General features: G+C 71.2%; 15 protein-coding genes. 2 read left to right on the plus strand and 13 right to left on the minus strand.

All coding sequences use genetic code 11. The features are described from left to right. Window positions 1-50: 50 nt before the first annotated feature. The 11 genes from GQS65_RS13170 to GQS65_RS13215 form a co-directional block, all read right to left on the minus strand. Window positions 51-2,993: a DUF7286 family protein gene (locus tag GQS65_RS13170; protein ID WP_158205103.1), complete on the minus strand. Its 2,943-nt coding sequence runs from the start codon at window positions 2,991-2,993 to the stop codon at window positions 51-53. Beyond that, window positions 2,993-3,808 carry a DUF7284 family protein gene (locus tag GQS65_RS13175; protein WP_158205104.1) on the minus strand — a complete coding sequence of 272 codons (816 nt, stop codon included), beginning with the start codon at window positions 3,806-3,808 and terminating at the stop codon, window positions 2,993-2,995. Before GQS65_RS13175 ends, GQS65_RS13170 begins: the two co-directional genes overlap by 1 nt. Continuing rightward, window positions 3,805-4,212, minus strand: coding sequence for a DUF7285 family protein (locus GQS65_RS13180; protein WP_158205105.1), 408 nt, complete (start codon window positions 4,210-4,212; stop codon window positions 3,805-3,807). Before GQS65_RS13180 ends, GQS65_RS13175 begins: the two co-directional genes overlap by 4 nt. Next, on the minus strand, window positions 4,190-4,660 hold the full coding sequence (locus tag GQS65_RS13185) for a DUF7283 family protein (protein WP_158205106.1): 471 nt from the start codon (window positions 4,658-4,660) through the stop codon (window positions 4,190-4,192). The genes GQS65_RS13180 and GQS65_RS13185 overlap by 23 nt, the downstream gene beginning before the upstream one ends. A gap of 106 nt (window positions 4,661-4,766) precedes the next feature. Continuing rightward, on the minus strand, window positions 4,767-6,593 hold the full coding sequence (locus GQS65_RS13190; protein ID WP_158205107.1) for a type II secretion system protein: 1,827 nt from the start codon (window positions 6,591-6,593) through the stop codon (window positions 4,767-4,769). After that, a complete protein-coding gene (locus GQS65_RS13195) occupies window positions 6,590-8,467 on the minus strand; it encodes an ATPase, T2SS/T4P/T4SS family (protein ID WP_158205108.1) in 1,878 nt (625 codons plus the stop codon). Before GQS65_RS13195 ends, GQS65_RS13190 begins: the two co-directional genes overlap by 4 nt. Before the next feature lie 21 nt (window positions 8,468-8,488). After that, window positions 8,489-8,914, minus strand: a complete 426-nt coding sequence (locus tag GQS65_RS13200) for a DUF7311 family protein (RefSeq protein ID WP_158205109.1) — start codon at window positions 8,912-8,914, stop codon at window positions 8,489-8,491. A 1-nt stretch (window position 8,915) separates the two neighbouring features. Further along, a complete protein-coding gene (locus tag GQS65_RS13205) occupies window positions 8,916-9,377 on the minus strand; it encodes a DUF7310 family coiled-coil domain-containing protein (protein ID WP_158205110.1) in 462 nt (153 codons plus the stop codon). A gap of 115 nt (window positions 9,378-9,492) precedes the next feature. Beyond that, on the minus strand, window positions 9,493-10,842 hold the full coding sequence (locus GQS65_RS13210; RefSeq protein WP_158205111.1) for an alkaline phosphatase family protein: 1,350 nt from the start codon (window positions 10,840-10,842) through the stop codon (window positions 9,493-9,495). A gap of 107 nt (window positions 10,843-10,949) precedes the next feature. After that, entirely contained in the window at window positions 10,950-11,075 is a 126-nt protein-coding gene (locus tag GQS65_RS21935; protein ID WP_267902917.1) for a hypothetical protein, read from the minus strand. A gap of 136 nt (window positions 11,076-11,211) precedes the next feature. After that, window positions 11,212-11,745, minus strand: coding sequence for an inorganic diphosphatase (locus tag GQS65_RS13215; RefSeq protein ID WP_158205112.1), 534 nt, complete (start codon window positions 11,743-11,745; stop codon window positions 11,212-11,214). Between the two features lie 206 nt (window positions 11,746-11,951). Here GQS65_RS13215 and GQS65_RS13220 point away from each other — a divergent pair, with 206 nt between their 5' ends. Further along, window positions 11,952-12,314, plus strand: coding sequence for a PadR family transcriptional regulator (locus GQS65_RS13220; protein WP_158205113.1), 363 nt, complete (start codon window positions 11,952-11,954; stop codon window positions 12,312-12,314). Window positions 12,315-12,351: 37 nt separating this feature from the next. Here the strand turns inward: GQS65_RS13220 and GQS65_RS13225 are convergent, their stop codons facing one another. Both GQS65_RS13225 and rnhA read right to left on the minus strand, forming a co-directional pair. After that, window positions 12,352-12,939: a DUF7108 family protein gene (locus tag GQS65_RS13225; protein WP_158205114.1), complete on the minus strand. Its 588-nt coding sequence runs from the start codon at window positions 12,937-12,939 to the stop codon at window positions 12,352-12,354. Beyond that, window positions 12,932-13,522 (minus strand): ribonuclease HI, encoded by a 591-nt coding sequence (gene rnhA / locus GQS65_RS13230; protein WP_158205115.1) that lies wholly within the window; start codon window positions 13,520-13,522, stop codon window positions 12,932-12,934. The genes GQS65_RS13225 and rnhA overlap by 8 nt, the downstream gene beginning before the upstream one ends. A gap of 164 nt (window positions 13,523-13,686) precedes the next feature. Here rnhA and GQS65_RS13235 point away from each other — a divergent pair, with 164 nt between their 5' ends. Further along, window positions 13,687-14,643 carry a transcription initiation factor IIB gene (locus GQS65_RS13235; RefSeq protein ID WP_158205116.1) on the plus strand — a complete coding sequence of 319 codons (957 nt, stop codon included), beginning with the start codon at window positions 13,687-13,689 and terminating at the stop codon, window positions 14,641-14,643. The last annotated feature ends 113 nt before the right edge of the window (window positions 14,644-14,756 follow it).

Here is a 14,756-nt window from a genome sequence, read left to right on the forward strand (position 1 = left end):
CGCGTTCAAGTGCGTTTACGTGTCGCCGGACGGGCGTGGCGAGACCGGCCTCACTCGTAACCCGGCGACGACTCGCTCTGCTGGCCGTCCGCGTCGGCGACGCCGCGTCTTCCGGGCGGGACGACGACCACGACCGTCGTCGACGCCTCGAACGACAGCTTCGGTGCGTTCCCCAACCGCTCGGACTCCCCGTCGTCGTCCACGTCGAGACCGACCGACGACCCATCACGCACGTAGACCGTGTCGCGCGCGGCGCGGCGCGACCTGACGGTGAGCCGTTCGTACGTCCCCTCGACCGAGACGGACCAGCCGTTCAGGGTCGCGTACCAGTAGCCGGGGACCGGAGCCACCGGAATCCCCATCGGCACGTCGTCGAGCGTCCGGTTGAGGTACCGCTGGGTCGTCCGGTCGACCGCCTCCTCGCCAGTCCGCGTCGCCACCTCCTCGATGCCTCGCTGGAGGGCCGCCCGGTTCGCATCGGAGACGCCACGAACGGCCGACTGCGGCGGACGAGCCGCGTCCTCGACGAGCGCCTCGCGGGCCGTCGTCCGGAGCACTGCGGCGAGTCGACGGCGTTCGGACTCGGCGTCCGCCGCCGTCGCCGCGACACGCTCGGCGGCCGACCCGTTCGCGAGCGCGAGCGCCCGGTCCGCAGGCGTCTGCCAGTGACCGAGGCCCGCGTCGACGACGCCACGACAGTCGGTCGTCGTCTCGCACGCACCCTCTGCCCGGAGTTCGCCGGCGAGTCGGTCACGGACGAACGCGACGCTGTCGCGTACTTCCCCGCGAAGCGCCTCACGGTCGGCGTCGGAGCGCGGCGACCCGTCGGGGCGGTGACGGCCGGCACGGAGCGTCCCGGCCGCGGCGCGCAACGAGACACGCTCCGGACCGGCGACGAGACGCGAGACCCAGCCTCCGGTGTCGCCGTAGGGGACGGTCACCCAGTTGACGTTCCGCGTGTCGAGCGGCGTGACCTCCCCCGGTCCGTCGCCGAAGTCCGCCCGCGGGCGGGGCGTCACGTCGAGGTACGTCGGTGCGGTGTCGACGGTGACGGCGAGCGGCCCCCGAGCCTCGGCCGTCTCGCTACTGCCCTCACCCGACGCGGCCGCGTCCAGCGACTCCTGGACCCGACCGAGCGAACTGTCGTGCTCGCCGAGCGTCTCGTTCAGGGTCGCTCGGCGCTCCCGGTGGGCGGCCGCCCGCGTGTCCAGTTCCGCGAGCACCGCGTCGAGGTACGCACGACGCGCCGCGACGCGAGCCTTCCCGGCGACGCCGTCGTAGGTTGCCGGCGCGTCGAGCAGGGTCGCTCGCTTCGCGCGAATCCGGGCGGCGAGGCGGGCCGGCGGGGAGACGGCGTAGGTCCCCACGTCGGCCTGCGAGAGCGTCACCGAGACGGTCCGCACCTCCCGGTCGAGGCGGGCGAGGTCGGCCCGAAGCCACTCGCGGAGTTCGGCGGGACGCTCGCCCGTCAGTCGCCGTGACGACGTGTCGATGTCGCCGGCGACCGCCCGACGGGCGAGCGCGTCGTGGCCGCCACGGTCGACGACGAGACGGTCGGTCGCACGTGCCGGAACTCCCCGGAGGTTCGGACCGCCGCGCACGCCGGCCCGTTCGTAGACGCCCGCGACGCCACGCCGGGCGACACGACTCTCGGGGGAATGGCGACCGACGACGGCGAGGCCGACGCGGTACGTCTCGACACGAACCGTGGTGGTCGTCTCGGTCCGGTCGCCGCGTCGCCAGCGCGTCGTCGTCACCGTCCGGACGGTGACGCGGCGTTCTGCTCGCTCGAAGGCCGTCCAGCCGGCAGGGGCCGAGGCCGCCGGCGCGTCGACGTCGTCGCCACGCCCCACCGACCGGTCGGTCCGGGTCGTCGCACCCACCCGCGTCCAGTTCCCGTCCGGTCGTGCGTCGCGGTCGACGGTCGTCTCGGGGGGCGAGACGGCACTCACCACGCGGGCGTCGACGGCGTAAGTTCGGCGGCCGACCGCGTCGAGCGTCTCCCCGGCCGCCGCCGTGAGCGCGGCGTCGGCCGCGACGTCCGGCGAGACGGTCGTCGTCTCCTCGCGTGGGTCGTCGAGACGGCGGAGTCCCCGTTCGCCCCGTTCGAGCGTCTCGTCGACGAGCGGTCCGGGTATCGACCCCGGTGTGAGGTCGGTCGCTAATGCGTTCCCCCAGGCGAGGCGCGATTCGTGGGCCGCTTCGGGGTCGGTCGTCCCGAATGTCTCGCGCTGGACGCCGAGAGCGGCGTCGTTGGCCGCGAGCGCGACGTGGTCGGTGCCGACCACGTTGGCGACGGGCGCACCCTGATACTGTGCGGCCCCGCGAACCCACGCCAGCGCGTACATCCCGGCGGTGAACCGGCGCTCGAACCCCGGTTCGGTGAGGCCGGCGTCGAGTCGCCGTTCGAACCGCTCGGCCCGGTCGTGGAGTTCGAGGGCCGGCACGGCGACGGTCAGCGTCGGCGCGATGCGCTTCTCACCGATGGTTCGCTCCCCGTCGACCGCTCGGACGCTGATACCCTCGATGCGGACTCGGAGGGCGGTTCCGTTCGGCCCGGCCCGCGAGAGGTGGACGCGGCGCTTGGCGGCACGGAGGTCGGCCGGCGAGTCGACCGCCGGGAGCGACGCCCTCGCTCGCACGTCGCCGGTGCTCGCGGAGACGGCTCCGAGTCGCTCGCGGACGAGGAGGTAGATCCGGACGCGAAGCGCGTCCTCGAACGGCTCCGACTCGTTCAGTACGTCCCCGTAGGGTGTGTTCGCCGGCTGAGTGATGGGGTCACGCGCCGCCCGTCGCGCGGCGTCGGTCACGGCCGTCCGGAGGACGGTCTGTGTCGTCGCCGTCGCCTCACGCATCGCGCGGTCGACCGCCGGTTCGGTCGGGTCGGACGTGCCCGTGAGCTGTGTCGTCGCCACCGTCGCGCTCGTGACGAGCAGGAGGACGCCGAGGAGGGCGAACGGGACTCGGCCACGGGTGTCGTCGGCCAGCCGCATCACCACGTCACCACCACGAGTCGGACCGTACCGGGCCGCTCGCGGACGGCGTCGGCGGCGACCGACGGCGTCTCGAACCGCGCTCGCATGTCGGCCGCGAGTCGAGTCGCCAGGGCATCGACGAGTCGGGCACGTGCCGTCGCGGCCGACCCGTCGCCGAGCGGCCCGCGAACGTCCGCGCCGGTGACCGCCGCGAACCGACGGTATCGAGCGGCGGTCCGGTCGCGGACCGCGGGGTCGGCGAGGTTCGAGCGCGCCGCGCCGGGCGGGAACGACCGGTCGACGAACCGCTCGGCGACGAGCGTGGCGAGTGGCCGGTAGCCGTCGGCCGCCGCCGCGTCGAGGCGCGCGTCGGTGACGGCCACTCCGCTCGGGACGGTGACCGTCTCGACGTCCGTCCGCACGTCGCGTGGCGGCGGTGACCCGACGGCGACACGGCCGGCCAGCGAGGCGTTCGAGTACGGCTCCCACCGGGCGACGAGGTGGACGTCGGGCGTCGGTCGCGTCGCCCGGACCCGACTCCGGACTCGCCGTGGGAGCGCCCCAGGTAGTAGCCGGCGGTCGTCGAGCGTCGCGTTCGCCAGCGCCGCTCGCGCGAGGAGTCCGGCGGGGGTTCCGTGCGCACGCCGTCTCTCGTCGCCCGCCGTCGCGGCGACCGGAACCGAGAGGGTCGTCGTCGTCAGCGTCTCGGCGGTCGACTCGGCTCGCGGCGGCGGCGACGGTGACGACGACGGCACGACGACGAGCGTCCCGACGGCCGCCGACACCAGCACGAGGAAGACCAGCGTGTCGGCGACGGTGCTGACGGCTCTCACGACCAGACCACCACGACGAGCCGACAGGGCCGAACCACACCCGGCGCGACGCGGACGCTCACCGGTTCGCGGGCGCGAGACGCTCCGACAGGCGGCGGCGCGCCGGTGGTCCACGCCCGCTCGCGGCAGGCGAGTGTCGCGTTGAACCGGTAGCCGTCGGTGACGGCGGAGAGTCGAGGCGGGGCCGCGACGCCGGCCGGCGCGACCCGGTCTCGAACCCGGTCTGCGACCTGCTCGGCCGGCCCGTCGTCGTCGGTCGACACGCCGGCGAGCGCACCGTCGAGGACACCCGCGTACAGCGAGAGGGCAGCACAGACGACCGCCAGCGCGACGAGCGCGGCGACCGGTTCGACCTGCCCGCGGCCACGGCCGACGGGTGCGTCACGTCCCGACGAGCGTGACATCGACCTCACCCCACGAGATGTGGCGGGCGTGCAGTTCGCTCGTCGTCGTGACGACGGGCGCTCGCTGGCGGGCGCGTTCGACCGCCCGGCGGAGTGTGGCCGGCGAGTCGAACACCGACTCGGGCGCGACCCCGGCGACGACGGCCGCGAGCGACGAGTCGGCGGCCACCGGGACGACCGGACCGAACTCGAACGTGGCGTGAGCACAGGCGTCCCCGCGACACCGGTCGAGGCCGTGCGGTCGGAGTTCGACCCGCGAGCGGGTCCGGAACGATACGGTCGCGGACGCGTCGTACGACGAGGACGCCACCTCGTCGACGGTGCTGGCCGGCTCCGTCGCGTCGGGAGCACCGGTCGGGAGGCCGACGACGACGCCGAACAGCGCGAGGCTGGCGACGGTCAGGCCGGTCCAGACCGGGAGGAGGTCGGTCGGAGCGTCGGTTGGCATGGCCGGCACTGGTCGCCTCCCCCTACTTGAACCTCCGGACGGACGACCGCTCCGAGACCGGCGGAGGCGTGGTGAGGAGCGCGACGGAGGCGAGCGGACCGCCGAGTCACACCATCGCTCCGGCGACGAGGTACGACCCGAGGTAGAGGACCGTCGCCACGGGGAGCACGAGACCGACACGGTAGCCGATGTGCGCCCGGTCACCGCCGTGTTCGAGCGCCGTCGCCAGCGCGGTCAGCAACGCCGCGAGCGACAGGACGTACGCACCGACCGCGAGCGCGAGGCCGTCGACCGGGATGCCGCTTCCGGCGGCCACAGTCGTGGTGGCGGCCGAGGGCGAGAGGCCACCGGCCGGAGACGGCGAGTGGCTCGTCCCGGACACTGCACCGAGTCCGGTCGTCCCCCCGGCACCGGAGACGCGACCACCCATCGACGCCGCGAGCGCGACGGTGACGCCACCGACGAGCGGGCCGAACACCGCGGCGGTGTTGGTCAGGGTGCCCGTCACCCGCCGGAGCTCCCGACGAGCGTCGCGTTCGACCGTGTGGAGGCGTTCGACGTGGTCGGCGACGACGACGAGCGCGTCGCCGGCCGGTGCGCCCTCGCGGGCGGCGACGACCAGCAACCCAAGCGTCCCGTCGACACGAGCGCTCGGGACCGTCGACAGCGCACCGTGCTCACCGTACAGCGCCTCGCCGACGCCGACACGGAGCGTCCGCTGGCGGCGGGCCGTGTCGGCCAGCACGTCACCGATGGGGCCAGACACCTCCGCCGAGACCGTCTCGATGGCCGCCTCGACGGCCCGGCCCTCGCCGACCCGTCGACCCACGAGCGCTAGCGCGTCGGGCAGACCCTCCTCGACCGCTCGGGTCCGGGTCCGCACCGCGACGGCCGGACGGAACCAGCCGACGAGCGCGAGACCGACACCGGTTCCGAGAGCCGCGAGCGGGGCCATCCACGACGCGAGGAGGCGAGCCACGAGCAGCCAGGCGAGCGCGGCGAGGAGCGTCGCCGCGACCACGACCGGCCACCGTCGCTCGGGGAGGTCGGGGTGGTCGGCGGGGACCGGTGTCGCCGGGAACGTCGCCGGACGACGCAGGAGGAGCCAGCCGCTCGCTACCGCTATCGTCGCCGGCAGCGCGACGTCGTAGAGCGCCACGACCACGGGGAGCGTGAGACCCAGGCCGGCGACGCGGGCCGCCGGGAGCACCGCCACCAGCGCCAGCGGCAGGAGGACGCCGAAGGCGTACAGCGCCGTCACCGGCCCGTGGAGCGCCGCGGCGGCCGCCGCCGTTCGGTCGCCGGCCCCGTCGAGGATGGCTCGCATCGCCCGGTCGAGCGTCCGACTCCGGTCGCCGGCGGGCGCACGACCCGCGGCCTCGACGAGCGACGCGGCGCGACGGAGGGCCGGGAACCGCTCGCCCCACCGGTCGCCCCACGCACCCAGGCCCGACGCGGGCGTCCCGCGGGCACGCCGGACGTGTTCGGCGAGCGACCGGGCGAGCGGGCCGTCGTCGGCGCTCGCGGCGAACGCGGCCGCCCGCTCGACGGTCGGTTCGAGGCGCATCCGCAGGACGGCACGGGAGACGAGAACCGGCGCGGCACCCAGCGCCGCCTCCTCGCGGGCCGACGTCAGCACGTGCGGAAGCCGACGGAGGCCGTACCAGCACGCGGCCGTCCCCGCGACACCGAGCGGTGCGACCCACGGTGCGAGAATCGCCAGCCCCAGCGTCACGAGCCCTCCGACGAGCGCCGCCGCGTCGCTCGTCCGACGGACCGTCGCCGGGGAGAGAGACCACCCGAGGACGACCATCGCGTCGGCCAGGGCGTCGGTGTCGTCCGTCCCGGTGTCGAGGCCTCCGAGGAGTCGTGACGCGGCGTCGTCGAGAGCGGCCCCGACCGTCGAGACGAGGGCCGCGAACGGTCCCGTCATCGGCCGCGCCGTCGGGCGTGAGCCGCGACGACGTGTTCCGGCGCGAGGTCACCGGCCGTGACCGTCCGGTCGAGCCACCGTCGGCGAGCGTCGAGGGCGTCGCGCACGTCGGCGTAGGACTCGGTCGGTCGCGCGAGGCCCGCCAGAAACCGGCTGTTCCCACGGGCGATGCGGTCGCTGGCGACGAGGTCGGCACCCGCTCGCTCGAACAGTGTGGCGAAGTCACCGGCGCAGGTCACCTCCTCGATGCGGGCCACGCGCCGGCCCGTCTCGACACGTTCGCAGGTCACGAGCAGGTCCGTCGCGGCGAACGCACCGTCGTCGACCCCGTGCTCGCGGAGACGGTCACCGACGCCTGCCGCCCCCTCCCCGTGGACGGTGCCGAGGACCGCACCGTCGTTCGACCCGACGCGCATCGCCTCGAACAGCGACGGCGCTTCCTCGCCGCGGACTTCGCCGACGACGAGCGCCCCCTCACCGAGACGGAGCGCGGTCCGCAACGCCTCGCTCGGGCCGAGTCCCTCCTCGTCGACCCGGAGGCGCTGGACGTCGTGACCGTGACGCTGGAGCGCGTCGACGGGGAGTTCCGGCGTGTCCTCGATGGCCACCGTCCGCATCGCCGCCGGTAGCTCGAAACAGAGCGCACCGAGGAGGGTGGTCTTCCCCGCCCCGCGCCCGCCGGCGACCAGCGTGGCCGCACCGCGCTCGACCGCCAGCGAACAGAGTGCGGCCGCGTCGGGTGGGAGGGTGTCGCCGTCGACGAGGCCGGGGAGCGTCCACGCCTCGCGGTCGTGGGCACGGAACGCGAACGCGACGCCGTCGCTGACGGGGTCGGTGACGCCCGCGACGCGGACTCGACGGTCGCCCGCTCGGGTCGTCGCGTCGAGCGTCGGCGAGGCGCGGGAGAACGCCCGACCGCTCGCCCGGCGGAACCGCGAGGCGAGCGTCTCGACGCCGCGCTCGGTGAGCCGAACGTTCGTCCGCATCGGTTCGCCGTCGGCGTGGACCCGGAGCGTCCCCTCGGCGGCCGGTGCGGTGACGAACACGTCCGAGCAGGCGGGGTCGGCGAACAGGTCGTCGAGGACGCCGTTGCCCCGCGTGTGTTTCCGGAGGACGCGACGGAGCGTCTCGGCGTCACCGGCAGTTCCGTCGCTGCCGGTGGGGGCCGCCTCGGTGACCGTGCGGACCGCACGAGCGGGTGCGCGTTCGCCGCCGGCGACACGTCCGGCGGCGAGTCGTTCAGCGGCGCGTGCGAGCGTCGACAGTGCCGCGCCGTCGAGACCGAGTTCGACCGGTTCGAGGTGGTAGGTCCGGAGGTCGTCGCCGGGTCGCTCGTAGACGCGAGCGACGGCCCCGGTCGACAGTTCCCGGTGGTCGACGAGGGTCGCACCGGGCGGGAGGTCCCGCGCGATGCGGGACCGAGCGACCGTCGGCCCGACGAACGGACGGAGTGCGTCGCCCTCGTCGGTGGCTCGCGCCGCCAGTTCCGCGAGTCCGGTCTCGGCGGCGATATCGGCGACTGGACCGGCACGCCCGGTCGCCTGTCGGGCGACGGCCAGGGGGTCGCGGCCGACACGGCCGGCGAGGGACTCGTCGTGGACCGCCGCCAGCGCGGCGAACCGGCCAGCGGCGACGAGGAGGGCGGCAGCGTCGGTCTCGTAGGCACGCTCGACACCGTCGGCGCGGGTGACGACTCGGTCGACGTCCCGGTCTCGCAGTGCTCGGACGACGGTCGCTCGACAGGCGGGGGCGGCGGCGAGTCGACCGTCGCCGGGGCAGTCGGTCGCGTCGACGAGCAGACGGTCCGTCTCGAACGCCGGGACGCAGCGACACGCCGGGTCGGTGTCGCCACGGAGGTGGTCGAGCAGTGACATGGGGGCGCTGGTCGCCCGTTCTCACTTCAACCCTCGCCGGACGACCACGACCGGGCGGCCGTCGCGCACCCGGTGGGTGAACACCAGCCGCGCCGATCCGGAGACGACGAGCGGCCCGTCCGGGACGGCGAGGTGTGGGGCGCGCTCGACGTGCCAGGGGCCGTCGCCGACGCGCCAGGCGAGTTCGCCGTCGTCGACCCGCAGGCTGCCGGCGCGTGCCCCCCAACCGCGCGTCGGGAGGTCGAGGCTGACGACCGTCCGTGCGGCCGGCCCGACGGCCGTCACGTCGCTCGTCGCTCGGAGACGCGCCCCCGCCGTCCGGAGGTGGTCGGTCGCGGCGTCGAGGCTCGCGGCGGTCCGGTCGGTCCGCGCCTCCTCGACTGCGGGCACCGAGACGGCCAGTAGTGCGACCGAGACGACGACGGCGAGGACGACTCGGAGCGCCATCTCAGAGCGTCTCGGTGACGCGAGCGAGGATGCCCGTCGGGCCGTCGTCGGCCGGCGTGGTGTCGGACGCGTCGGTCCTCTCGGTGGACGCGTCGACCGGCTCCGGGTCGGGAATCACGCGCCCCGTCGGGGCGAACAGGTCTCCGAGGGCGTCGTCGGGACCGTCCGGGCCGGTCGGCGTCGGTGGAGCGACCGACGAGGTGTCTCGACCCTGTCGGGTGTGGTCGGCGTCGGCCGGTCGGTCGAGGCCGTCGACGACGCCACGGAGCGCGTCGACGGACGCGCGCAGGGCTTCGAGGTCCGCTTCGAGTGCCTCGACCCGTTCGGTGGTGACCCGTGGAGTCCGGAGGGTGGCGTCGTCGCGTGGGTGGCCCTCGGGGTCGGTGTCGTCGGTCAGTGCACGCTCGATGGCGGCGACGCGGTCGGCCAGCGAGCGGTCGGCGGTGGGTGAGCGGTCGGTCACGGCCGTCGCTGGTCGCGGTCTGGTACTTGAACGCTCGGGCGTGAGAAGCGAGTGCGCGTTCGGTCGCCGTCCCGACGCGGTGGTGGGCGAGACCGGGTGGTGGCAGGGGTCGAGTTCAGGCGCGGGTGAGGCTGGACCCGTCGAACGTGGTGCGGTCGTACTCCAGGTCCATCAGGTCGAGGATGGTCGGGGCGATGTCGAGCAGGTCGGCGTCACCGACGTTCACGTTCTCGTCGTCGACGAACAGACAGGCGTTGTCGAAGCTGTGCATGCCGTTGCGCGGACCGGTCGTGAACACGTCCTCGGTGTGTTTGAACCCGGCTTTGAGGTCGTAGCCGTGGTTCGGAACGACGACGAGGTCCGGGGCGATGTCGTCGTGGTCACCGCGGAACGCCTCCTCCTTGGTGACGACACGGTCGGCGACCGTCTCGCCGTCCGGTCCTTCCATCGCTTCGAGTTCCGCCTTGAGTTCGTCGCGGACGGTCTCGTAGTCCTCCTCGGCGACGCTTCCGCGCGGTTCGCGGCCCTCGAGGTTGATGTAGAACCGACCGGGGATGAACGCGTAGGCGCGGGAGTCCTCGGCGATGTCGGCCAGCGAGTCGTGGTCGTCCCCTTCGAAGCTGAGCCAGCCGTTCTGCTGGAGCCACGCGTTGAAGTGGACCTCGTAGTCGAGGCTGGTGAATCCGTGGTCGCTGGCGACGACCATCGTCACGTCGTCGGGCAACTGCTCGCGGAGGTTCCCGAGGTGCTCGTCGACGCGCTTGTAGAACTCGACGAACAGTTCCTTCTGGTCGGTGTCGTCCTCGTAGTCCTTGAACAGGAAGTGGTTGACCCGGTCGGTCGTCATGAAGACGCCGAAAAAGAGGTTCCAGTCGTCCTCCTCGATGTAGTGGCTGAACGCCTCGTAGCGAGCGTCGAGCGTCTCGTAGGCGTCCTCGATGAACTCGCTCTTGTCCTCCTGGTGGCCGAGTTTCGAGTTCATGTCGATGCGATAGCCGCCGGCTTCGAGCGTCTCGCGCAGTTCGTCGGGGTAGGCGGCCTTCTCGACGCTGGGTGAGAGGAAGCCGCTGACCATCCGCTGGACGTCGCGCTGGGGCGGGAACGTGACGGGCACGTTCATCACCGTCGCCTCGCGGCCCGCGTCGGTCACGCGGTCCCAGAGACGGGTCGCCTGCACGTCGCGTCCCATCGGGACGTACGTGTCGTACGAGCCGTTCTCGCGGTCCTGAAAGCCGTACACCCCCGTCTCGCCGGGGTTGACGCCGGTCGTCAGGGAGGGCCAGCAGGCGCTGGACTCCGGCGGGACGATGCTGTCGATGGCACCGGCGGTCCCCTCGCTGGCGATAGCCGAGAGGTTCGGGAACGTCTCGGGGTTCTCGCTGACGAGGCTGTAGGGGACACCGTCGATACCGAAGAAGGCAACGCGGGGGCCCTCACCGCCGCGAAGCCGGTCGAACAATCCCATGGTACGCCTACCACGACTAGGATACAAGAAGCTACCCCTCTCCCGTGCGGGCTGTCAACGACCGACAGCGCCGGACTGACGGCAGTCGATGGGGGAGACCGTCGACGCTACTCGGCGCGGACGGCGTCCGCCGACTCGGAGTCGTCTTCGAGGTCGGCGGTCGACTCGCTGGGCCGCTCGAAGTTCTCCGGGACGACGGTCCGATGGTTCATGCCGAACGAACGGGCGCTCATAACGGTAACACCTACCGCATCTACGGACTAATAATTACCCATAATCATAACACATGCGTCGCTCGCCGGTAGATTACCGACGAGAATAACGTGGTGGGTGGCCGGAGTGGACGGTCGGTCGGCGTGGACGGCGCGTTCAGCCGAAGTGCTGCTCGTAGAGGTCCTGTGCGTGTTCGATGGCGTCGTGGGCGGCCTGCTTGTCCTCCCAGCCCAGCGTCTCGACCTCCTTGCCCTCCTCCAGGTTCTTGTACGTCGAGAAGAACTCGTCTATCTCGTCGCGGGTCTGTCGCTGGATGTCCTCGAGGTCCTGGACGTGGTCGAAGCGCGGGTCCTCTTCGGGGACGGCGATGACCTTGTCGTCCTGTTCGCCGTCGTCGTCCATCTTCATGAGTGCGACGGGGCGGGCCTCGATGACACAGCCGGGGAACGTCGCGTCCTCGACGAGGACGAGCACGTCGAAGGGGTCCTCGTCGTCGTAGTAGCTCCGCGGGATGAACCCGTAGTCCGAGGGGTAGTGGACGTTCGAGTGGAGCACGCGGTCGAGGACGACGCCGGGGACGTCCTTGTCGTACTCGTACTTGTTGCGCTCGCCTTTCAGACACTCCACGACGGCGTAGATGGTCTCGGGTGCGTTCGGCCCCGTCTCGAGGTCTTCCCAGAGGTTCGTCATCGTCGGATGTGCGCGGATAGGCCAAAAAGTACTTTCGGGACGCCGGCCACAGTACGAACGAGAAATGTATACATCGAGTACTGTCTATAAATAGCGATTCTATCTGTATAATTATGGTTGGAAATCCCCGCCGAGTAAGGCGATATTGTCGAGAAACACGTTGCTGGTTGAGAAGTTTTAAATAGAGGCGTAACCTCCGTTCGCTCATGTCAGAGGCACAGTCAGTAGCAGGCGACCCGGGCATCAGTCGTGAATTGACAGCGTTCCAGCAGAACATCCTCGTCATCCTCGCCGAGGAACCACGGTACGGGCTCGCCATCAAGCGCGAACTCGAAGAGTACTACGACTCCGAAGTCAACCACGGGCGGCTCTACCCGAACCTCGACGACTTGGTCGAACTCGACCTCGTCGAGAAGAGCGAACTCGACAAGCGGACGAACCAGTACGCACTGACCGACGACGGCAAGCAGGCCGTCCTCGACCAGCTCAACTGGGTGTTCACCCGCTACGTCACCGACGAGTCTCGCGCGGACGACCTGCGCGAACTCATCGACGCGATCGAGCAGTAGACAGACCTGACATACGGCACGGGCATTCTTTCGGGCGCTACCGGTCCCGAGCGACGGCCATCGTCTTCTCGACGGACTCCTCGACGAGCGCACGCTGGTCCGCGCTCGGCCAGGCGTTGCGCGGGAAGTACTCCGCGAGGAACTCCGCGCGCATCCGGTCGGTGGCCGCCTCGATGGGTTTGAGGTAGTGGTTACCCATGAAGTCGGCGAACGCCGCCGCGTTGTCGCCGTGGACCTCGCCGTGGTGGTCACGGACCGTGGCGACGATGGCGCGGTTGTGTGCGTCGACGGCGTCCCAGTCGGCGTCGTCGTTCGGTGCTTCGAGCGGAATCTCGACGGCGCGGTCGGTGTCGTCGACGCGTTCGACCCGGACGGACCCGTCCTCGTCGGCCCACTCGGCGGGGTGGAGCACGAGCACGTCGTCGTCACGCTCGCGGGCCAGGAACTCGTGGTCGTCGAGAACCGAGTCGCGCTGGTCGCGTGCGGCCGACGCCTCGCTCGGGTCGGCGGCGTCGCGTGCCAGTCTGGTGAGTCGTTCCGCCTCTTCGGCGACCGGTTCGGGGAGCGTGTCGTCGGCTGACTCCTCGGAGGTCAGGGACTCGGGAGTGGGTGTGTCGTCAGTCATCGAGTGCCTCGTTGGCTAGTTCGTCGGCGCGGTCGTTTATCTCGCGCGGTACGTGGTCGAGGCTCCACTCGTCGAACTCGCGGAGCAGTTCGCGCGCTCGGACCCGCTTCTCTCTCAGTTCGGGGTCGTTCGTGTTCCACGCCCCCTTCACCTGCTTGACGACGAGCTGTGAGTCACCCCGAATCTGGAGGCTGTCGAAGCCGTAGTCGGCGGCGGCTTCGAGCGCGTGGAGCAGCGCCTCGTACTCCGCCTGGTTGTTCGTCGCGCGGCCGATACACTCGCTCCCCTCCGCGGCGATGCCGTCCCCGGTGACGATGACCCACCCCACCGCTGCGGGGCCGGGGTTGCCGCGGGACGCCCCGTCGAAGTAGACGTGCGCCCGGCCGCCACCGCCCTCGATGAGGCCGACGAGTCGGGTGGGGTTGCCGCCCTGAACGACCACCTTGTCGTCGTAGGCGACGGCGGTCGCTCCCTCGTGGTCGGCACGCCACCGTTCGTGGTCGGTGTTACCCTCGTGGACGGCGACCCCCGCGGCCACGAGTCGTTCGTGGGCGTCGTCGGGGTCGCACTCGATGACCGGCATACCTGCCGCTCGCGGCGGTGGCACGAAGTGGGTTGCGGTCGGCGTCCACACCGGAGGTAAACTCGCCCGAAAATCGCGTCACGGAGCGGGGTTACCGATGTGTCGCTCGGAACCCAACTGATGCAAAGATTTAAATAAGGTTCCCGTAATACTATAAAAACGCGATGACACGGCCCACCCGTACTCGGGAGCGTGAGCAGGAGTCAGAATCGGAGCAGGAACAAGAGCGGGTGTGTCCGGAGTGTGGGTCGGACCACCTGGTCAAGTCGACGGATAGAGGCGAGTTGGTGTGTGACGACTGTGGTCTGGTCGTCGAGGAGGAGAAGATAGACCCGGGTCCGGAGTGGCGAGCGTTCAACCACCAGGAACGACAGCAGAAGTCCCGTGTGGGTGCCCCCACCACCCAGACGATGCACGACAAGGGGCTGACGACGACCATCGACTGGAAGGACAAGGACGCCTACGGGCGCTCTATCTCCTCGAAGAAGCGCAGTCAGATGCACCGCCTGCGCAAGTGGCAAGAGCGCATCCGCACGAAAGACGCCGGCGAACGGAACCTCCAGTTCGCGCTCAGCGAGATCGACCGGATGGCCAGCGCACTGGGCGTCCCGCGCTCGGTACGCGAGGTGGCGTCGGTCATCTACCGACGTGCGCTGAGTGAGGACCTCATCCGTGGCCGCTCCATCGAGGGCGTCGCCACGAGCGCACTCTACGCCGCCTGCCGCAAGGAGGGTATCCCGCGCTCGCTCGAAGAGATTTCGGAGGTCTCGCGGGTCGAGCGCAAGGAAATCGGTCGCACCTACCGCTACATCTCTCAGGAACTCTCCCTGGAGATGGAGCCGGTCGACCCCAAGAAGTACGTCCCGCGGTTCTGCTCGGAACTCGAACTGAGCGAGGAGGTGCAGTCGAAGGCCAACGAGATCATCACGACGACGGCCGAGGAAGGCCTGCTGTCGGGGAAGTCCCCGACGGGTTACGCCGCCGCGGCCATCTACGCCGCCTCGCTGCTCTGCAACGAGAAGAAGACCCAGCGCGAGGTCGCAGACGTCGCGCAGGTCACCGAGGTCACCATCCGCAACCGCTATCAAGAACAGATCGAAGCCATGGGCATCCACTCGTAAGGACGCCCCTCACGCCCCCCGAGTCGCTTCGTTTTCGTGGCCGAAACCCTCCCAGCGACGGCGCCCTGCGTGGTTCTGTCCGGCGAGACGTCACACGCCGCGTTCACTTCCAC

The organism is Halomarina oriensis, from assembly GCF_009791395.1.
Lineage (GTDB): Archaea > Halobacteriota > Halobacteria > Halobacteriales > Haloarculaceae > Halomarina > Halomarina oriensis.